Source organism: Nocardia sp. NPDC050718 (assembly GCF_040654235.1).
Lineage (GTDB): Bacteria > Actinomycetota > Actinomycetes > Mycobacteriales > Mycobacteriaceae > Nocardia.
The window spans coordinates 1,238,940-1,258,042 of sequence record NZ_JBFAHQ010000001.1 but is presented as its reverse complement, the minus strand read 5'-3'; the positions used below and the strand labels follow the sequence as shown (position 1 = coordinate 1,258,042).

Below are 19,103 nucleotides of genomic sequence, written 5' to 3'. Positions count from 1 at the left end.
GCCGGGCGCAGGCCAGACCTCGGCGCTACCGATCCGCGCGTCGCGCGATCAGCACCGCGAGCCCGTCCAGGATGCGTTCGATGCCGTAGTCGAAGGCGGCGCCGGGGGCGGCCGACGGCGCGGCGGCCGCCGCGGATTCCTCGGCGAAGGCCGCGCTGACCGCGGGGAACCGGCCGCCGGCGGCGTCCATCATCGCGGTGAACTGCTCGGTGAACTGGATCGCCGAATCGCCGCCGCCGACCGATTCGACCTGCTGGGCCAGGCTGCGCGCGTGCCCGTTGAGCAGCACGATGGTGTCGAGCCGTTCGGGGCCGGTCAGGCCGGTGCCGTCGAGGGCGGTGAGCGCGGCCTCGGTCCAGCTCATCTCGTTGGGGCCGATGGGCCGGATGCCGAGGGTGAGCTCGATGACCCACGGATGGGCCCGGTAGCGCTCGAAGATGGCCTCCACCCAGGCGCGCAGGCCGGCGCGCCAGTGCGCGGGCGCGCCGCCGGTGGCGGGCGGGTCGCCCATCGCCGCGTCGAGCATCAGCGCGGTGAGCTGCTCTTTCCCCGGCACGTACCGGTACAGCGACATCTTGGTGAAGCCGAGCCGTTCGGCCAGCCGCTGCATCGACAGCGCGGACAGACCGTCGGCGTCGGCCAGCGCGATCGCCTCGGCGACGATCCCGTCCAGGGTGAGCGCGGGTTTGGGCCCGCGCTTGGGGCGCGGGGCGGTACCCCACAGCAGTTCGACGGTGGTCGGCGGCGGCATCGATCCATCCTCTCGAGAATTCCGGTTGACGCAAAACTGTGTCTACCATACTCTTATTCGTGTCCACCGGATACAGATTCCATCGGACACAGAATCCGAGCCGAGGAGCAGACCATGCGCAACCTGACCGTTCTCATCTCCGGCGCCAGCATCGCGGGCCCCGCCCTGGCCTACTGGCTGCACCGCTACGGCTGCGCCGTCACCGTGGTCGAGCGCGCCCCCGCGCCGCGCCCCGGCGGCCAGGCCGTCGACTTCAAGGGCGCCACGCATCTGACCGTGCTCGAGCGGATGGGCATCCTCGACGAGGTCCGCGCTCGGCGCACCGGCACCACCGATGTCGTCTTCGTCGACGAGAACGAGCGCGAGCTGGCCTTCCTGTCCGGCGACTTCACCGGCGGCGACCTCGAGATCCTGCGCGGCGACCTGGCCGAGATCATGTACCGGCGGACCGAGCGGCACTGCGAGTACGTCTTCGGCGACACCATCACCGCGCTCACCGACACCGCCGCCGGCGTGCGGGTGGAGTTCGAACACGGCGCCCCGCGCACCTTCGATCTCGTCCTCGGCGCCGACGGAATCCACTCGCGGGTGCGGAAACTGGCGTTCGGCCCGGAGGACGAGTTCGTGCGGCACCTCGGGCACTACTACTGCGTCGCGGGCGCGAGCCCGTGGAGCGACACCAGCCGTCCGCGCGAGCGAGCGCGGGGTTACGCCCACAACTCCCCCGGCAAGCTCGCGATCGACGGCGGTTCCAAGGCCCAGCAGCTGTACATGTTCGCGTCCGGGCCGCTCGACTACTCCCGCGAGGACACCGCCGCCCAGCGGCGCATCATCGAGCGGACCTACGCGGGCATCGGCTGGCACCTTCCGCGCATGCTCGCCGACCTGGCGAGCTTCGACGACATCTACCTCGACTCGATCAGCCAGGTGCGGATGCGGGGCGCCTACACGCGCGGACGCGTCGCCCTGGTCGGCGACTCCGCCTACGGCAACACCCTCGGTGGGTTCGGCACCGGCCTGGCCGTGGTCGGCGCGTACGTGCTCGCGGGTGAACTGGCCGTCGCCGACGGTGACCACGTCACCGCGTTCGCCGCCTACGACCGGATCATGAAGCGCTACGCCAAGATCGCGGGCAACAGCAACGCCGGACCGTTCCTCGCGCCGAAGACCGCGCTCGGGATCAAGGTCCGCAACCGGTTCCTCGGTTCACGCGCCTTCTCGATGATGTTGAAGTACGGCGACAAGGCCGCCAACGACATCGACCTGATCGACTACCCGGCGCACGTCGCCTACAGCGAGGCCTGACGAGACCTTGACTTGGAGTGCACTCCAGGTCATATCGTCGCCGGTATGAGCATTCGTCTCGGTTACCAGATGCCCAACTTCAGCAACACGTCCTCGGTGCGCGAGCTGTTCCCCACGGTGATCGCGCAGGCCAGAGCGGCGGAAGCGGCCGGTTTCGACGCCGCCTTCGTGATGGACCACTTCTACCAGCTACCCGGTATCGGCGCGCCGGACGAGCCGATGCTCGAGGCCTACACCGCGCTCGGCGGGCTGGCCACCGCGACCGAGCGAATCCAGCTGTCCGCCTTGGTCACCGGCAACACCTACCGCAATCCGGCGCTGCTCGCCAAGACCGTCACCACCCTCGACGTGGTCAGCGGCGGGCGGGCCGTGCTCGGCATCGGCGCGGGCTGGTTCGAGCTCGAGCACCAGCAGTACGGCTTCGAGTTCGGCACCTTCACCGAGCGCTTCCAGCGGCTGGAGGAGGCGCTGCGGATCATCGCCCCGATGCTGCACGGCCAGCGGCCCACCTTCGACGGCGCCTGGTACCACACCGAGAACGCCATGAACGAGCCGCGCGTGCGCGACGACCTGCCGATCATGCTCGGCGGCGGCGGCGAGAAGAAGACCTTCGCGCTGGCGGCCCGCTTCGCCGATCACCTCAACATCATCAGCAACGCCTCGCTGCTGCCGCAGAAGATCGCGGCCCTACACCAGCGCTGCGCCGAGGCCGACCGCGACCCGGCCACCCTGGAGACCAGCTTCCTCGCCTTCGTCATCGCCGACGAAGACGGCGATCGCGCCCGTAAACTCCAGTCCGACATGCTCGCCCGCGCCGGCATCGACCTGTCCGCCCTGTCGCCGGAGGAAATCCGCAACTCCCCCGCCGACCGCCAGTTCGTCGGCACTCCCGACGAGGTCGCCGAGCAGATCCAGACCCGCGTTCTCGACCACGGGATCGACGGCGTCATCGTCAACATGATCACCAACGGTCACGAGCCGGGTGTCATCGAGGCGGCGGGACGGGCGCTCAAGCCCTTGGTCAGCTGACCACTCCTTTCTCGTTCCGAAGCACGAGCCCGCCCCGCGGTGCCGACAGTGGCGCCGCGGGGCGGCTATGTTGGCAGACCGGAACACGCGTTTGTCGCACTCCGAATCCGGGGGAACCGAATCGACAGTTCGTGCGTCCAACTAACAGAACGAGAGAATCGGGGAGGGTAGATGACTGGAATTCTCCAGGTCGACATCGATGTCCTTGGCAAAACCGTCCAGTTGCTGCGCGGAACGGAGCAGGTGCTCACCGACGCCATGAACGCGCTGTCCAAGGACGGGAATTCCGACATCGGCACCGCCAAGCTGAACGACGCCGCCGACAACTTCCAGAGCAAGTGGAAGTACGGCATCGAACGGATCTGTGAGTCCACGACCGTCACCGCCGACGGAATCGCGCAGTGCCACACCGCCTATCAGCAACTCGATGCGGCGGTCGCGCAGGCGCTCGCCCAAGCGGGCGCGCAGACCGATCCACAGGCGGTCGCTCCGGGGACCACGCAGTGACCGACAATCCCTACCCGAATCTCGGTTTCAACCCCACCCCGGGCGACGCAGGCGAGGTCGCCACCCTCGGTACGAAGCTCAAGACCGCGGCCGATGCCGTCACCGAGACCAACACGCTGCTCACCAGCATTCGCAACAGCAACGACGAGGTGTGGAAGGGCGAGGCGGGCGATGCCTTCCGCGCCAGTTTCGACGCCACGCTCGCCCAGGACCTCGGTCTCGCCCAAACCTCACTGCAGCAGGCCAACACCGCGATCGCCGCGTGGCACACCGATCTCGTGGCCTTCCAGGACACCGCGAAGGGGCTGGAGACCGAGGCCGCCACCGCCAGGGCCAACCACGCCCAGGCGGTCACCGCGCTCCAGCAGGCCAAGGCGGATCCCGACCTCGGCCTGGCGGGCAAGACGTTCTCCGACGCGTCCGAACTGGCCGATGCCCAGTCCCGGCTGAACGCCGCCAACGCGAAGGTGACCTCGGCGTCGACCGCGGTCGACAACTGCCAGGGCGCGATCGACGCGATCATCGCCCGCGCGAAAGACCTCGAGATCGCGCACAACGCCAAGGCCGCCACGACGGCGAGCGAGCTGGAGGCCGCCGCGAACTTCGCGCCAAGCGAGCCCGACAAGAGCTGGTGGGAGAGTTTCACCGATTGGATCGATGAGAACCGCGACGCGATCCACGAGGTGCTGTCCACGACCTCCGCGATCGCGGGCATCCTGGCCCTGGTCACCCCGCCACCGATCAGCGCGATCGCCTTGGGCATCTCGCTGGCCGCCGGCGCGGGCGCGCTTGCCCTGACCACCACCGATGCCGAATGGCGCGACGATCTGGTCAACGGCAGCTGGACCGAGAAGCTCGGTGCCGCCGGGACTCTCGGCGGTGACCTGCTGAGCGTGGTCCCCGGCGCCTCCGGGGTGTTCAAGGCGGGCAAGGTGGGCCTCATGGGTGGCGGCGCCGACGATCTCGGCCGGTTCGGGATGATGGCCCAGACCTGGGGTGAGGCGGCGAACGATCCGGGTCTGGTCGCCCGCGTCTTCACCGACAAGAACGTGTTCGGGATCTCCGACAAGCTCACCTCCTCCGGCGCCACAACCGGTGTGCATTCGCTGCTACAGCTCACCGGGGCCGAGGGCAAGCACTTCATGCAGGAGAGCCCGGCCACCGCGCTGGCAGTGCTGCAGCGGATGACCGGTGCCTCGTACAAGTCGATCGATCTGTCCCAGGGAGTTGGAGATTGACCGCGCACACCTCGCCTGACGGGTCGACGACCTCGCTGTCGGTCGTCCTGCCGCGTGGCTATCACGAATTGCCGCTGGACACGATTCACGAAGCGGTCGAGTCGGCCGAGAGCATCGTCGAGTTCCTGCCCGCCGAGGTCGCCGGTGACTTTCCCGAAGTGGCCGCGGCCATCGCCGATCTGCTGACCGCCCTGCGCGCCAACAACGCCTGCTACTGCGCGATCGGTCAGCACGCGTCCGCCGACGGCACGCCCGTGACCTCGTGGCTGACCCTCTCGCTGCTCGATCGCGGACGCACCCAGAACCCCCGGGTGACCATCGCCGAACTGGCCGAGGAGAAGGCGACCGACGGCCGCGGCGCGCACATCGAAACGGTCGAACTCGGCGGGCGCACCGTCCTGTTCGTCGAATCGACGACAACCTATGCGGTCGTGGATGATTCGGCACCGGAGCCGCCGGGCCGCGCCGTCCATCAGATCGAGGCGATCGTCGTCTCCGACGACGGCGCCCGGATCGCCGTCGCCGTGCTGTCGACCGCCGATGTGGCGCACGGGTCCGACTTCGGGGCGATGATGGTGCTGCTGGCCGGCTCGATCACCTTCGAGACCGTTGTCCATCCACAATTCACGCTCGCGCTGTGAACGGAACGGACACCCGCGCGTGGAGCACACCACGGACCTGCTGGACGCTCCTGTGGACCACCCTGCGCGCGCTGGCCGTGCTCGGGCTGGGTGTGGGGTGCGCGGTGGCGTTCCTCCACTTCGTCGATGTGTCGCAGACGAAGACGGGCCGGACGGCGGAGGACGCCGACCGGATGGCTCTGCTGTGTTTCTTCGCGGTCTTGCCGCTCACCGTGACGGGAATCGTCATGACCCGGACCGCGATTCGGCGATGGTTGTCGGCGCGGCATCGGTGGCAGGTGTGGCATATCGAGACGCTTCGAACCGGAATTCAGGAATGGGTCCATCTGATAGACGACCGGGGAACCATCGCCGGCACGCTGGTGCTGCGGAAGTGGACGTCGCGCACGTTCAGCGACGACGACCGGCTGGTGTGGTTCGCCGGAGTGCCGAACAAGGCGGGCCTCATCGCGAAACCGGGCGGAGCCGGCACACAGCTGGCCTACCGTTCGCTCTTCTCCACGCCGCCGCGCTTCGGCACCTCGCTGTTCGTCGAGAACCAGCCGTCTGCTCCGGCTCCGCAGCCGGACAGCGCCGCTCCGGCGACAACCCCCGAACCTCCCGGCAAGCACGGCGGATTGGACGATGCCGCGTTCCCCTCACCACGAAAGCTCCGTCGAGCACTGGCCTACCCGCTCGATGTCGCCCTGCATCTGGCGATCGGGTTCGGTGTCGTGTTCTGCACCGACGAGGCGACGCGGCTTGCTGTGACGCACCAGGATTGGAACAGTCCCCAGATCAAGTGGTGGACGATGGCCGGATACTTTCTGCTCGCGTCGTTCATCGACCGGGTCGTCCTCCAATCCGTGACGAGGACGACGCTCGGCAAAGCCGTGTTCGGGCTGGTCGTCATCGACCGCGACACGGGCCGCTATCCCCGGGCGCGTCGGCTGCTCGCGGCCTGGCTGATCGGGGTGATCATGCCGCTGTTGGCCCTCGGGGACAGCTCCGTCCCGGAACGCCCCGAGCGCTACCTGCTCCCGGCGGTGCGACGCACCGATGCGCGCCAGGTGATCCGGCAGTCTGCCTGAGACGACGAAAGACCCTCACCTGCTGGATGATTCAGCGGGCGAGGGCCTTCGGTGAGGTATCGGCTCAGCCGAGCAGGCGCCAGTCCTCCAGGCCCTGGTAGAGCGGGACGCTCTGGGCCAGCTTGGCGACACGGGCGCGCAGCGACTCGGTGTCGGAGGTGCCCGCCAGGGCGGCGGCGATGATGTCGGCGACCTCGGTGAACTCGGCGTCGCCGAAGCCGCGGGTGGCCAGGGCGGCGGTGCCGATACGCAGGCCGGAGGTGACCATCGGCGGGCGCGGGTCGAACGGGACCGCGTTGCGGTTGACCGTGATGCCGACCTCGTGCAGGAGGTCCTCGGCCTGCTGGCCGTCGAGCTCGGAGTTGCGCAGGTCGACCAGGACCAGGTGCACGTCGGTGCCGCCGGTGAGCACGGAGACGCCCTTGTCCTTCACGTCGGCGCCGGTCAGGCGCTCGGCGAGGATGCGGGAGCCGGACAGGGTGCGCACCTGACGGTCCTTGAACTCCTCGGTCGCGGCGATCTTGAACGCGGCGGCCTTGGCGGCGATGACGTGCATCAGCGGGCCACCCTGCTGACCCGGGAACACCGCCGAGTTCAGCTTCTTGGCGAATTCCTGCTTGGCCAGGATCAGGCCGGAGCGGGGGCCGCCGAGGGTCTTGTGCACGGTGGAGGACACCACGTCGGCATACGGCACCGGCGAGGGGTGCAGACCGGCGGCGACCAGACCGGCGAAGTGCGCCATGTCGACCCACAGGTAGGCGCCGACCTCGTCGGCGATCTCGCGGAACTTCGCGAAGTCCTGGTGACGCGGGTAGGCCGACCAGCCGGCGACGATCACCTTCGGCTTCGAGGCCTTGGCGATGTCACGCACCTCGTCCATGTCGATGCGGTGGTCTTCCTTCGACACACCGTAGGAGTGGACGTCGTAGAGCTTGCCGGAGAAGTTCAGGCGCATGCCGTGGGTGAGGTGACCACCGTGCGCCAGGTCCAGGCCCAGCAGGGTCTCGCCCGGGTTCATCAGCGCCATCAGCACCGCGGCGTTGGCCTGGGCGCCGGAGTGGGGCTGCACGTTGGCGAACTCGGCGCCGAAGAGCTCCTTGGCGCGGTCGCGCGCCAGGGTCTCCACCACGTCGACGGCCTCGCAGCCACCGTAGTAGCGGCGGCCCGGGTAGCCCTCGGCGTACTTGTTGGTGAGCACGGAGCCCTGCGCCTGCAGGACCGCGCGCGGCACGAAGTTCTCCGAGGCGATCATCTCGAGGGTGTCGCGCTCGCGGGCGAGCTCGCCCGCCATCGCGGCGGCCAACTCGGGATCGAGCTCACCGAGAGACTGGGTATTCACCGAAGCGGTCGTCTGCGTCACGACCCTCAGTCTATGGGCCGCGCGCGGACGCCCGAGCACGGGGATAGCGCAACACCGGCGCGGCCGCCACCCGGGAGACGCAGCTCACAGCTCTGCGGCCCGGTCGGCGGCCACCGCCGAACAGCACCGGCGGCCGCTACGGCGCCGTCGGCGGTGACCGAGGACACAGTCAGACCGGCATCCGCCGGATCGCGCCCGGCGTGAGCGGCTCGTCGAGCAGACGGCCGAATCGCTCGACCCGGTCCTGCGCGTCGACGGCGTTGTCCAGCCAGCCGCCGAGCAGGCGGTAGCCCTCCACGTAGGTGCTGATGTAGGCCCGCCACAGCGGCGAGGACAGGAACCGCAGCGACTGCCGCGCCCGCTCCGGCGTGGCCAGGCTCCACCGCTGCAGGAACGCCGCGACCTCGTCTTCGCCGCGATGCTGGTCATGCAGCAGCAGCGCCGCGTCCTGACGCACGCTCAGCAGCTTCGCCGACGCGGTCGAGAAGCGCTCGGCCCGCTCACCGTCGAACCGCAGCCCGAGATCGGCGTAGATCTCCTGCGCCCACAGCCCCCAGCCCGGCCCGACGATCGACTGCAGCGCCAGGTCGGCCAGGCCCTCGGCCATCAGGCACTGCGGGGTGTTGACCAGGAACAGCGTCTGCTCGTCCTCGCCCGCGGCGACCAGCCCGGCTTCCTTGCGGCAGTGCTCGGTGTGGTGACCCGGGTAGGCCTCGTGCGCGATGAGCGCGGGCAAGTGCGCCATGTGCTGCTTGAGGTCGGAGTTGATCGCGACCTTGGAGTGGAAATTGCCCAGGTAGTAGTTGAATCCGGACCACGGCTTGTCGCCGACCACCTCGTAGGTGACCGTCTCGTGGTCGGGCAGCGGGTAGCGCTCGCGGACCCGCTCGCGCAGCGCGCTGGAGAAGGCCTCGACGCAGGTCGCGAGCTTGTCCGGCGGGATCTCGTCGCCGCGCCGGTAGGCGGCGGCCCGCTCAGCCAGCGGGCCGTCCCCGCCCAGCACCTCGTCCATCCGGCGGTGCGCCTCGCGGTAGTCGTCGGGGTCGCCGGGTGCGATGTCGACGTCGAAGTAGGCGCGGACCTCGTCGACGAACCCGATGTCCTCCCCGGCGAACTTGCGCGCCGAGCATTCCATCGCCACCAGGTGGGCGTCGAGGAATTCGGTGCGCCGCGCCGAGAGCCCGGCGTCGGCCAGGCCCGCGCGCAGGTCGACGGCCCGGTGCACCAGCTCCGCCGGGTCGGGGACCGGCGCGTTCTCGCTGTCGCGACGCAGCTGCGGGTCGCCGGTGTAGGCGTCGACGAAGCCTTCTTCGAGCCGGTCGAAAGCCAGTCCGAGCCGCAGGTATTCAGTGACGAGTGGATGAGACCCCATGCCGCCCGACCTTACGGGGTAATTCGGAAAAGCGGGCCCTACCTCGGCGTTGTTGCTCGTTACCGACGGGTAGCCAAACCCCCTGTTGCGCGCGGATGGCCGGGACGGAGCACAATCGCGACATGCGGTCAGAGTTATCCCGGATCTCACTGGACGGGCAGCCCAGCTGTGCGTGTGCGCCCGAACGGAGCGTCGGGTAGGTGGCACGGATGAGCGAGCCCAGCCCGTATGTGGAGTTCGACCGGAAGCAGTGGCGCACCCTGCGCAAGTCGACTCCGCTGGTCCTGACCGAGGAGGAACTGACCGGCCTCCGTGGTCTCGGCGAGCAGATCGATCTCGAGGAAGTCGCCGAGGTCTACCTGCCGCTCGCCCGTCTCATCCACCTGCAGGTCGCGGCCCGCCAGCGGCTGTTCGCCGCCACCGCGACCTTCCTCGGGGAGAAGCATCCCGACAAGCAGGTGCCGTTCGTGATCGGCGTCGCGGGCAGTGTCGCGGTCGGCAAGTCGACCACCGCGCGCGTGCTGCAGGCGCTGCTGGCCCGCTGGGATCACCATCCCCGGGTCGACCTGGTGACCACCGACGGATTCCTCTACCCCACCGCCGAACTCACCCGCCGCGGCATCATGCACCGCAAGGGTTTCCCGGAGAGCTACGACCGGCGCAAGCTGCTGCGCTTCGTCACCGAGGTGAAGTCGGGCGCCGAAGAGGTGTGCGCGCCGGTGTACTCGCACATCTCCTACGACATCGTGCCCGACGAGAAGCACTGCGTGCGCCAGCCCGACATCCTCATCGTCGAGGGCCTGAACGTGCTGCAGACCGGGCCGCGGCTGATGGTCTCGGACCTGTTCGACTTCTCCATCTACGTCGACGCCAGGATCGAGGACATCGAGAACTGGTACGTGCAGCGCTTTCTCGCGCTGCGCAAGACCGGCTTCGCCGACCCCGACGCGCACTTCCACCATTACTCCGCGCTGAACGACGAGCAGGCCACCGCGGCCGCGCGCGACATCTGGAACTCCACCAACCGGCCCAATCTGGTGGAGAACATCCTGCCGACCCGCCCGCGCGCGACCCTGGTGCTGCGCAAGGACTCCGACCACACCATCAACCGGCTGCGGCTGCGCAAGCTCTGATCAGCGGTGCGTGGCTCGCACCTCGATCACGTTGCGCAGCACCGGCTTCCCGTCGACGACCAGGTCACCGTCGATGGTGCCGAACGGGGAAGCCGCGCCGGTGTGCCGGAGTTCGACGGCGATCGGGTCGGTGAGGACGCGCACGGCCGGGTCGGCGCCGGCCTGGGTCCAGCCGTCGCGGTAGCGCCAGACCGTCGAGGACACCAGCCGCTGCGGTTCGTCGCGGTCCCAGACCAGGCGGGTCAGCACGACATCGGCGCCGTCACCGCGGATGTCGGCGATCGAGCTGCACGACGGGAACGGCGGGCCGACGGAATCGACTGTCCCGGTGACGAGATCGAGCCGGTGCGCCGAGGCGGTGCCGCAGGCGACATTGTCGCGGCTGTAGCCCGCGACGACGACCGACCGTCCGCCGGGAGCGATCGCCGCCTGCCGGAAGGGCATGTTCACGTCGGCGATGCGACCGAACTGCTGCACCGCACCGGAATTCAGATCGACCACGTAGAGGTGGTTGATGCCCCAGATCGCGCCGGGGATGGTCTCGATGCGGGTGAGCACGGCCCGGTCGCGGTCGAGGGCGATCAGCTCGGTGCCGGTGAGGGCTACCCCATCACCCAGCGGATCACGGGGTGCGGGCAGCGAAATCGCCCGCAGCACCGCGGGATCGGGCGTGCGCAGATCGGCCTGCATGATCACGCCGTCGCGCCACCAGCCGACCACCGCGTCATGCAGCGGGAACACCCGGGTGCAGTGGCAGTCGATGCGGCCCGAGGCGACGAGCAGCTCGGCGACCTCCATCGCGGTCACCACGCCCGCGCCGTCGACCGTGTAGGCCAGCGAATTGTCCTGGCTGAAGCCGATATCGCGATAGTCGCCGACCCGGTCGCCGCGCATCCCCGAGGCGTCGGCCACCCCCATCCCGGTGGTCGTGCGCACCGCGAACAGCGGCGCCGACTGCGGCGCCGTCGTCACGATCTGCGGTCCCTGCGGCGTGGCGGTCGCACAGCCCGCCCCCAGCATCGCGACGGCCGCCGCGGCGACCACCATCCGTAACCCACTGATCCGCATCGGTACCTCCGGCGCTCCCCCGCCTCGGCGTCGCCCGTGCGGCGCCGATCGGCCGGGCACTGTGCCCGGCGCGCGGGTATACGGACTCGGCACCGGATCGGTTCGATGGGCCGAACCCGCCCACGGTGGCGCACCGCTGCCGGACCCGCTCGCCGCCAGGACGGTGCGAATCGCCGGACGCGCGTGGGCGGACGCCGACGCAGCTACCGCTGCGCGGCGGACGGCGCGCCCAGCGAGACGACCTGGGTGGCGAGTTCGGTTCGCGTGCCGCCCTTCTCGACGACCAGCACCCCGCGCGGGGTGTCGCGCGCGGCCGTCGGATCGCCCGCGACCACCTGGATCACCGACTCCTGCGGGCGCGGCAGCAGCATGTCGACCACCGGCTGCTCGCCGACCGGGGCCCAGCCCTGGGCCGCCGACTGCAACCGGTCGACGGTGCTCGGCGCGCCCGCCACGTCGGCCCACTTCCTGGTGGCGACGGTGATGGTGCCGTCACCGCCCCAGCGTGGGCGGTAGGCCGACGAGCACTCGCCCGGCAGTTCGGGCAGTTCCTGCACCGCGTTGGAGCGGGCGTCGATGGTCGCCACGTGGCCGGTACCGCAGGACGCGCTGCGGGCGGTCGTGCCCGCCAGCACGAAGGTGTGGCCGTCGGGTCCGGCGGCGGCCGACAGGTCGGCGTCGATGCCGGGCACCCGGCCCAGCGGCAGGATCGCCTCGGTGCCGATCGCGTACAGATGGTTCTTCTCCCACCACAGGCCGCGCGACTCGACCCTGGCCAGCAGCAGGAACTCGTCGGTCGCCGCGACCAGCCTGGCCCCGTCCCACGTGCCACCGGAGAGCGGGCTCGGCGAATCCGGCAGTGTCACATCCTGTTCCGGCGCCGCGGGCGCGGTGCCCGACAGATCCATGGTCATGATCTGGCCCGGCTCCCGCCACCAGGCCAGCACCGACCCGCGCAGGGCCACCGCGTCGGTGCAGTCGCACTCGATCCGCGACACCGCGCCGTCGGCGACCCGCAACGCCACCAGCGTCTTCGACCCCGACTCCACCGCGAAAGCGAACTTCCCGTCCGTGGAGAAATTCACCGCGGCCGACGAATACCCGAAGCTGCCCGGCGCGCGCAGGGTGTCGGCTCCGCGCACCACCGCCAGCTCCCCCTCGGTGCGATAGGCGAACACCGCGCCCGCCGCCTGCGGCTGATCCTCGGGCGTGATCCGGGGCGGCGCCGGCTGATCGGCGCCGCAGCCCGCGACCAGCAGCACGGCACTCGACACCGCACCGAGCGCCGCGATCCGCGCGCGCCGACTCGGTCCTGGCTTGCTCACAACTCCCACAGCTCACCCCTGCATGTGTCGTCGGGCCTGGTCTCGCGCAGCAGCGTAGCCCGCGCCCGCCCGGGATCGGGGCGACTCTCCTACAACTTCCAGGCCGCGTCGAGCCTGGTCGCCACGTCGATATTGCGGACCGCCGCGATCTCCGGCTTCCGGATCTCCTGGGCCACATACCGGGCGACGAACCGGCGGATCTCGTGATCGACACTGGCCAGCACCCGCAGCAACTCCCCCCGCTTGGTCGCGCTCGCCACGTTCACCCGCACATCGCTGGCTCGTGGCTCCGCGATGTCGATGACCACCCGCAGCGGGTCGGCGGTGCGCGCCGTCAGATGCAGATGCACCGTGCCGTCCACCCGGAACCGCGACCGGTCGACCGCCAGATCGACCACCAGGTCCACATGCAGCGGAATGGTGAGCTCGAAGGAGATGTAGGCGTCGACGTAGCGCAGGATGCGCGGCCGCCCCAGCTCGACCTGCGCCGTCACCTTCGCCAGGCGACCCGGCCCCACCCCGATCGGCCCGAAATCGAAAGCCGCGCCGGTGAGTTCACCGAACGCCGCGGCGATCCGCTGCTCGGAGACGGCGTATTCCAGGAAACGCCTGCCGAATTCCTCATAGCTGATGTAGGAAGACTGTTCGGGGTCCACTGCCCGCAGAGTACGCGAGCCGAGTCACCTCACACGCCGAAACGGCGGTGCCGCGCGGCGTAATCCCGCAGCGCGCGCAAGAAGTCGACCCGCCGGAACTCCGGCCAGTACGCCTCGGTGAACCAGATCTCCGAATAGGCGCTCTGCCACAGCAGGAAACCCGAAAGCCGCTGCTCACCAGAGGTTCTGATGACCAGATCCGGATCCGGCTGACCCGAGGTGTAGAGATGCTGACCGATCGCGTCGACCGTGATCGACTGCACCAGATCCTCGCCCGACTCACCCGCGGCGATCTCCTGGCGCACCAGCGAACGCACCGCGTCGGTGATCTCCTGGCGCCCGCCGTACCCCACCGCCACATTCACATGTACACCGTCGCGGCCACTCGTGCGCTCCGCCGCCACCCGCAGCCGCTTCGCGATCAGCTCCGGGAAGCCCGCCAGCGAGCCGACGATCCGCACGCTCCAGTTCTGCTCCGGCGCCGACAGCTCCTCCACCACGTCGGTGATGACCTCGAACAGCGTCTCCAGCTCGTCCGGATCGCGGCGCAGGTTCTCCGTCGACAGCAGATAGACGGTCACCATCTCGATGCCCTCGTCGGAACACCAGCCGACCAGCTCGGCGATCTTCAGCGCACCGACCCGATGACCGTGGCTGACATCGGTGAACCCGTTCTCGCGCGCCCAGCGGCGATTGCCGTCGCACATCACGGCGACATGGCGAGGATGCTGCTTGTCGGCCAGCTGCTTGGACAGTCTGGCTTCGTAGATGCGGTACGGCAGACCACGCACCCGAGCGAGAAACTCCACGCCCGCACCCTACGCTCCCCCGCCTCCCCGCGTTTTTTGCCGGTCGTGGGGAAGCCGCGAGTTGCGCGCCGGGCCGGCGGTGAGTAGGTGGTGGGGTTCTGGGGTGGCTGGGGAGTTACCCCTGTGCTCGCGGGATCGGCGGTGTGGGGGTGGGCACGTTTGTGGTGGTGGACGTGGGTGCTGACGTACCGTTGGCGGTAACCTACGGTACCGTAGGTTTGGACTTGGGAGGATTCGTGGAGGCTGTGCGGGCCGAGGTGCCGGAGCCGGTGGTGCTCGGCAAGCCGCTGCTGCGGGGGTGGATTCATACCTGGGCGGTGGGGGTCGCCGCGGTCGCGGTGGCGGTGCTCGTGGTGTTCGGGTTCCGGGAGTCGGCGACCGCCGGGTGGTCGACGCTGCTCTACGGGGTCTCGGTGATCGCGCTGTTCGGGATCAGCGCGGTGTATCACCGGGTGACCTGGCGCAGTGCGCGGGCCCGGGTGCGGATGAAGCGGGCCGACCATTCGATGATCTTCCTGTTCATCGCGGGCAGCTACACGCCGTTCGCGTTGCTCGGGCTGCCGGGGACGACCGGGCGGACATTGCTGATCGTGGTGTGGGCGGGCGCGCTCGCCGGGGTGGCGTTGAAGCTGTTGTGGCCGACCGCGCCGCGCTGGGTGGGGGTGCCGCTGTATCTGCTGCTCGGCTGGGCGATCGTGCCGGTGGCGCCCGAACTGCTGCACAACGTGGGCGTCTGGCCGCTGGTGCTGCTCGCGGTCGGCGGCGTGATCTACAGCGTCGGCGCGATCCTCTACGCGACGAAATGGCCGAACCCGTGGCCGACGCACTTCGGGCATCACGAGTTCTTCCACGCCGCGACCGTGGTCGCCGCGCTGTGCCACTACATCGCGATCTGGCTGGTCGTGCTCGGCTGATCGGCGCGTGCGCGTCGTGGGCGCGACCGGGCCTTCTATGCTCGATATTCGTGTCATCCGTCAGCGCAGCTCGTGACCGCCGGGCGTCTCGGCGCGCCGGACCCGGGCGTGCGCGATGAACCGGCTGGTCCGCTGGGCGCTGCGCAGCTACTGGGGCCTGGCGCTGGTCGTCATCACCGCCAATATCGTCGGCCTCGCGGCCATCTTCCTCATCGCCTGGGCGGACGGCGTCTTCAGCCGCGTCGGGCCGAACTGGCGGGAAGCGGCCTGGCTGCTGGCCATCTATCCCGTCTTCGCGGTGGCCGTCGGCATCGCGATGGCCATCTACGACCGGCGCCGCTATCTGCGCTGGCTCGACGACGGCCGCAAGCCGACACCGGAGGAAGCGCGGCGGCTGATCGCGCTGCCCGCCGCGATCACGGTGCGCGCGGTCGTGCTGTGGATCCCTGGCATCGCGCTGACGGTCTGGCTGGTCGACCGGTTCACCGACTACGACAACAAAGCGGTCGTGATCGCCGGCTTCACGCTGGGCGCCCTGGAATCGGCGGGCGCGACCTATCTGATCCTCGACCGGCTGATCCGGCCCGCGGTCCCGATCATCACCTCGGTGCTCGGACCCACCGTGCACCCGAGCGCCACCGTGCTCGTGCGCGTGCTCGTCACCTGGGCGGTGTCGAGCGCGCTGCCCGGGCTGATCATCATCACGGTGCTCAACGATCCGGCCACCCCGGCCGAGGACCGGGTGCGCGCGGCCTGGATCTTCACCCTCGTCGCCCTCGCCGTCGGCGCCCTGGCCACCGCGCTGCTGGCCCGTTCGGTCGCCACCCCGATGCGCACGATGTACCGGGCGCTGGACCGGATCACCCGCGGCGAACTCGACGTGCGGGTGCCGGTCGGCAGCGCCAGTGAGATCGGGCGGCTGGAACACTCCGTCAACGAACTGGCCTCGACCCTGCAGGATCAGCAGCACACCGAGGACGTGTTCGGCAGGCACGTCGGCTCGACCGTCGCCGAACGCGCGCTGTCCGGCAGCACCGACCTGACCGGTGACGTGCGGATCGTGTCGGCGCTGTTCGTCGACGTCACCGGATCGGTGCAGCTGTCGGCCGAGATGGCGCCGGAACAGTTCGTGCACAAGCTCAACCGGCTGCTGGCCACCGTCGTTGCCGCCACCGAGGACAACGGCGGCCTGGTCAACAAGTTCGCCGGCGACGCCGCCCTGTGTATCTTCGGCGCCCCCTCCGCCCTCGACGACAACGCCACCCCCGCGCTGCGCGCCGCCCGCCGCATCCGCGACGAGGTGGTCGCCACCGGCGAACTCGACGTCGGCATCGGCGTCGCCCGCGGCCAGGTCTTCGCCGGTGACGTCGGCGCCGACACCCGCCTCGAATTCACCGTCATCGGCGACGCGGTCAACGAGGCCGCGCGCCTCACCACCATGGCCAAGGAGGTCGACCGCCGAGTCCTCGTCAGCGACGCCGTCCTCCAGGCCGCGACCGCCACCGAACGCGCCCACTGGAAGCGCTACAAAGACCTGCGCCTCCGCGGCATCCCCGGCCGCACCCGCACCTGGACCGACATCCCACCGGGACGCGGGTGAGCCGATCGGAGCGACGCGCACACCGCGGCAGCGAACCGACCAGGCCACGCCCCGCACCCAGCGCGACCGCAAGCCGATCGGAGCGACGCGCACACCGCGGCAGCGAACCGACCTGGCCAACGCCTCGGCGGCGCGCCGACAGTGGCCGCGCTAGGTGCGCAGTGCGGCGGTGAGGGCGGCCGGGTCGGTGACGGGGAGGTCGCAGACCGAGCCGCGGCAGACGTAGGCGGCGGGGGCGTCGTCGACCAGGGGGCGGTCGGCCAGGAGTGGGGCGGAGTCGGGCGGGCCGGCCAGGACGATCGCGCCGCCGGGGGCCCAGGTGCGGGCGGCGGCGAGGAGTTCGGTGGCGGCCGAGGACTTCTCGGTGGCGGTGACCGCCACCTGGAGGGGACCGCGCAGGGACGCTTCGGCGACCGACAGCCAGTGGCCCGCGGTGCGTGGGGCGCGGGCCAGCAGGACCGCGCCGCGCGCCAGGGTGTGGTCGGCGAGTTCGCGGTAGCGCACGGCGTGCTCAGGCTCGGTGACGGCGGACGCGGTCAGCAGGGCTTCGGCGAGGGCGGAGGAGCCCGCCGGGGTGGCGCCGTCGACCGGGTCGCGCGGGCGGGCGACGAGGGTCTCGGCGTCGTCGGCGGTGTCGAACCAGCTGCCGGGGCGGTCGGGATCGGCGAAGTGGTCGATCGCGCCGTCCAGCAACACCTGTGCGGCGGCGAGCCAGTCGGGTTCACCGGTGGCCTGGTAGAGGGCCAGCAGGCCGGTGGTGAGCCAGGCGTAGTCCTCGAGGACACCGGGCGGGGTCCCGACGACACCGTCGAGCGAGGCGCGGCGCAGCCTGCCGTCGACCAGGTGGACGTCGAGCAGGAAGCGAGCGCAGCGGACCGCGGCCGCCACCCACGACGGTTCCTCCAGTGCCGCACCGGCTTCGGCGAGGGCGGTGATCACCATGCCGTTCCAGGCGGTGACCACCTTGTCGTCGCGGTCGGGCTGCGGGCGTTCGGCGCGCAGTTCCAGCAGCCGGGCGCGCAGCCGGTCGAAGCGGGCCGACTGCTCGGCGTCGACGGGATCGCTGCGCCGGGTGAGCACCGAGGTGCCCTGTTCGAAATTGCCCGCCGTGCTGACGCCGAAAGCCTCTGCGGCCCAGACGCCGTCGAGCGGGCCCAGGTCGCCGATCAGTTCCGACGGCGTCCACACATAGGTGGCGCCCTCGACCCCGGGACCGCCCGGTTCCAGGTGGGTGTCGGCGTCTAGCGCGGAGGCGAACGCGCCCTCCGCGGTACCGAGGTCGGCGAGCAGGAATTCGACGGTCTCGCGAGTCACCCGGTGCGGCAACGACTCCAGCGGGGTCGCGGGCGCGCGGCGGGCGAGATGGGCGTAGGCGCGCAGCAGCAGGGCGTTGTCGTAGAGCATCTTCTCGAAGTGCGGGATGAGCCAGCCCGCGTCGACCGAGTACCGGGAGAAGCCACCGCGCAGCTGGTCGTAGATGCCGCCGCGCGCCATCGCCTCGGCGGTGCGCTCGACGAGGTCGAACACGGCCTGGTCGCCGGTGCGTTCCCAGTGCCGCAGAAGGCCTTCCAGCAGCGCCGACGGCGGAAACTTCGGCGCCCCACCGAAACCGCCGCGCTCGCGGTCCTCGTCGGCGGCGATCGCGAGCACCGCCTTGTCGAGCAGGTCGGGGACGACGGCGAATTCGGCATCGGGCAACCCGGTCGCCTGCGCGCGCAGCGCGTCGGTCACCTGCTCCGCCGCCTTGTCGACATCCTCGCGACGGTTGCGCCAGGTGTCGGTGATGGCGCTGAGCAACTGGGTGAACGACGGCATCCCGCCGCGCGGCGCCTTCGGGTAGTAGGTGCCGCAGTAGAACGGCGCGCCGTCGGGTGTCAGGAAGCAGGTCATCGGCCACCCGCCCTGGCCGGTCATGGCGACGGTCGCGTTCATGTAGACCGCGTCCAGGTCGGGCCGTTCCTCCCGGTCCACCTTCACGCACACGAAGCCGGCGTTCATCTGCTCGGCGGTCGCCGCGTCCTCGAACGACTCGTGCGCCATCACATGGCACCAGTGACACGACGCGTACCCGATCGACAACAGGATCGGCACGTCCCGCTCGGCCGCCTCGGCGAGCGCGTCGGCGTCCCACTCCCGCCAATGCACCGGATTGTCGGCGTGCTGACGCAGATACGGCGAAGTCGCGTTACCCAACCGGTTCACAGTGCCAGCCTCCCAGATCGGTGTGACCTCAGCCTAGTGCGCGGCCGTTTCCGGGCGAGTGACCCATGCCACGCGGAGCCGCTGTCAGGAAATCCGGGGCTGCCTCGTTCAAGGAGCACGCGA

At 70.1% G+C, this 19,103-nt stretch carries 17 protein-coding genes; 9 read left to right on the top strand and 8 right to left on the bottom strand.

Annotated features, from left to right (window positions below; translation table 11 throughout):
- Window positions 1-25 precede the first annotated feature (25 nt).
- A complete protein-coding gene (locus tag AB0H54_RS05835; RefSeq protein ID WP_357343040.1) occupies window positions 26-751 on the bottom strand; it encodes a TetR/AcrR family transcriptional regulator in 726 nt (241 codons plus the stop codon).
- A 114-nt stretch (window positions 752-865) separates the two neighbouring features.
- Between AB0H54_RS05835 and AB0H54_RS05830 the strand changes: the two genes are divergently transcribed.
- The 6 genes from AB0H54_RS05830 to AB0H54_RS05805 all read left to right on the top strand — a co-directional run bounded on the left by AB0H54_RS05830 (window position 866) and on the right by AB0H54_RS05805 (window position 6,541).
- Window positions 866-2,056 (top strand): FAD-dependent monooxygenase, encoded by a 1,191-nt coding sequence (locus AB0H54_RS05830; RefSeq protein ID WP_357343038.1) that lies wholly within the window; start codon window positions 866-868, stop codon window positions 2,054-2,056.
- A gap of 45 nt (window positions 2,057-2,101) precedes the next feature.
- Complete coding sequence (locus AB0H54_RS05825) at window positions 2,102-3,085, top strand: LLM class F420-dependent oxidoreductase (protein WP_357343036.1); 984 nt, start codon at window positions 2,102-2,104, stop codon at window positions 3,083-3,085.
- Between the two features lie 171 nt (window positions 3,086-3,256).
- Window positions 3,257-3,592, top strand: a complete 336-nt coding sequence (locus AB0H54_RS05820) for a hypothetical protein (protein WP_355276530.1) — start codon at window positions 3,257-3,259, stop codon at window positions 3,590-3,592.
- Window positions 3,589-4,830 carry a hypothetical protein gene (locus tag AB0H54_RS05815; protein WP_357343034.1) on the top strand — a complete coding sequence of 414 codons (1,242 nt, stop codon included), beginning with the start codon at window positions 3,589-3,591 and terminating at the stop codon, window positions 4,828-4,830. The genes AB0H54_RS05820 and AB0H54_RS05815 overlap by 4 nt, the downstream gene beginning before the upstream one ends.
- Window positions 4,827-5,471, top strand: coding sequence for a hypothetical protein (locus tag AB0H54_RS05810; RefSeq protein ID WP_357343032.1), 645 nt, complete (start codon window positions 4,827-4,829; stop codon window positions 5,469-5,471). Before AB0H54_RS05815 ends, AB0H54_RS05810 begins: the two co-directional genes overlap by 4 nt.
- A 104-nt stretch (window positions 5,472-5,575) precedes the next feature.
- A complete protein-coding gene (locus AB0H54_RS05805; RefSeq protein ID WP_357343030.1) occupies window positions 5,576-6,541 on the top strand; it encodes an RDD family protein in 966 nt (321 codons plus the stop codon).
- 64 nt (window positions 6,542-6,605) lie between these two features.
- Here the strand turns inward: AB0H54_RS05805 and glyA are convergent, their stop codons facing one another.
- Together glyA and AB0H54_RS05795 are read right to left on the bottom strand one after the other, a co-directional pair.
- Window positions 6,606-7,901 carry a serine hydroxymethyltransferase gene (gene glyA, locus AB0H54_RS05800; RefSeq protein WP_357343028.1) on the bottom strand — a complete coding sequence of 432 codons (1,296 nt, stop codon included), beginning with the start codon at window positions 7,899-7,901 and terminating at the stop codon, window positions 6,606-6,608.
- Between the two features lie 169 nt (window positions 7,902-8,070).
- A complete protein-coding gene (locus AB0H54_RS05795; RefSeq protein ID WP_355273094.1) occupies window positions 8,071-9,273 on the bottom strand; it encodes a DUF885 domain-containing protein in 1,203 nt (400 codons plus the stop codon).
- 200 nt (window positions 9,274-9,473) lie between these two features.
- Here AB0H54_RS05795 and coaA point away from each other — a divergent pair, with 200 nt between their 5' ends.
- Window positions 9,474-10,406: a type I pantothenate kinase gene (coaA, locus tag AB0H54_RS05790; protein WP_355273097.1), complete on the top strand. Its 933-nt coding sequence runs from the start codon at window positions 9,474-9,476 to the stop codon at window positions 10,404-10,406.
- Here coaA and AB0H54_RS05785 read toward each other — a convergent pair whose 3' ends face one another.
- The 4 genes from AB0H54_RS05785 to AB0H54_RS05770 all read right to left on the bottom strand — a co-directional run bounded on the left by AB0H54_RS05785 (window position 10,407) and on the right by AB0H54_RS05770 (window position 14,264).
- Window positions 10,407-11,474 (bottom strand): hypothetical protein, encoded by a 1,068-nt coding sequence (locus AB0H54_RS05785; protein WP_357343026.1) that lies wholly within the window; start codon window positions 11,472-11,474, stop codon window positions 10,407-10,409.
- Window positions 11,475-11,677: 203 nt separating this feature from the next.
- Window positions 11,678-12,799 carry a hypothetical protein gene (locus AB0H54_RS05780; protein ID WP_357343024.1) on the bottom strand — a complete coding sequence of 374 codons (1,122 nt, stop codon included), beginning with the start codon at window positions 12,797-12,799 and terminating at the stop codon, window positions 11,678-11,680.
- A gap of 89 nt (window positions 12,800-12,888) precedes the next feature.
- A complete protein-coding gene (locus AB0H54_RS05775) occupies window positions 12,889-13,455 on the bottom strand; it encodes a hypothetical protein (protein WP_357343022.1) in 567 nt (188 codons plus the stop codon).
- A 29-nt stretch (window positions 13,456-13,484) separates the two neighbouring features.
- Entirely contained in the window at window positions 13,485-14,264 is a 780-nt protein-coding gene (locus AB0H54_RS05770; protein ID WP_355273109.1) for an isoprenyl transferase, read from the bottom strand.
- Between the two features lie 245 nt (window positions 14,265-14,509).
- On the opposite strand from AB0H54_RS05770, the gene AB0H54_RS05765 reads away from it, so the two are divergent.
- Window positions 14,510-15,178, top strand: coding sequence for a hemolysin III family protein (locus AB0H54_RS05765; protein ID WP_357344214.1), 669 nt, complete (start codon window positions 14,510-14,512; stop codon window positions 15,176-15,178).
- 115 nt (window positions 15,179-15,293) lie between these two features.
- Window positions 15,294-16,778 carry an adenylate/guanylate cyclase domain-containing protein gene (locus AB0H54_RS05760; protein ID WP_357343020.1) on the top strand — a complete coding sequence of 495 codons (1,485 nt, stop codon included), beginning with the start codon at window positions 15,294-15,296 and terminating at the stop codon, window positions 16,776-16,778.
- Between the two features lie 150 nt (window positions 16,779-16,928).
- Here the strand turns inward: AB0H54_RS05760 and AB0H54_RS05755 are convergent, their stop codons facing one another.
- The gene (locus AB0H54_RS05755) at window positions 16,929-18,980 is read right to left on the bottom strand and encodes a thioredoxin domain-containing protein (protein ID WP_357343018.1); all 2,052 of its coding nucleotides are present in this window, start codon (window positions 18,978-18,980) and stop codon (window positions 16,929-16,931) included.
- Window positions 18,981-19,103: the final 123 nt, after the last annotated feature.

Coding starts and splice junctions, on each gene's coding strand:
- AB0H54_RS05835 (WP_357343040.1), bottom strand. CDS start 751: ATGCCGCCGCCGACCACCGTCGAACTGCTGTGGGGTACCGCCCCGCGC.
- AB0H54_RS05830 (WP_357343038.1), top strand. CDS start 866: ATGCGCAACCTGACCGTTCTCATCTCCGGCGCCAGCATCGCGGGCCCC.
- AB0H54_RS05825 (WP_357343036.1), top strand. CDS start 2,102: ATGAGCATTCGTCTCGGTTACCAGATGCCCAACTTCAGCAACACGTCC.
- AB0H54_RS05820 (WP_355276530.1), top strand. CDS start 3,257: ATGACTGGAATTCTCCAGGTCGACATCGATGTCCTTGGCAAAACCGTC.
- AB0H54_RS05795 (WP_355273094.1), bottom strand. CDS start 9,273: ATGGGGTCTCATCCACTCGTCACTGAATACCTGCGGCTCGGACTGGCT.
- AB0H54_RS05785 (WP_357343026.1), bottom strand. CDS start 11,474: ATGCGGATCAGTGGGTTACGGATGGTGGTCGCCGCGGCGGCCGTCGCG.
- AB0H54_RS05760 (WP_357343020.1), top strand. CDS start 15,294: ATGAACCGGCTGGTCCGCTGGGCGCTGCGCAGCTACTGGGGCCTGGCG.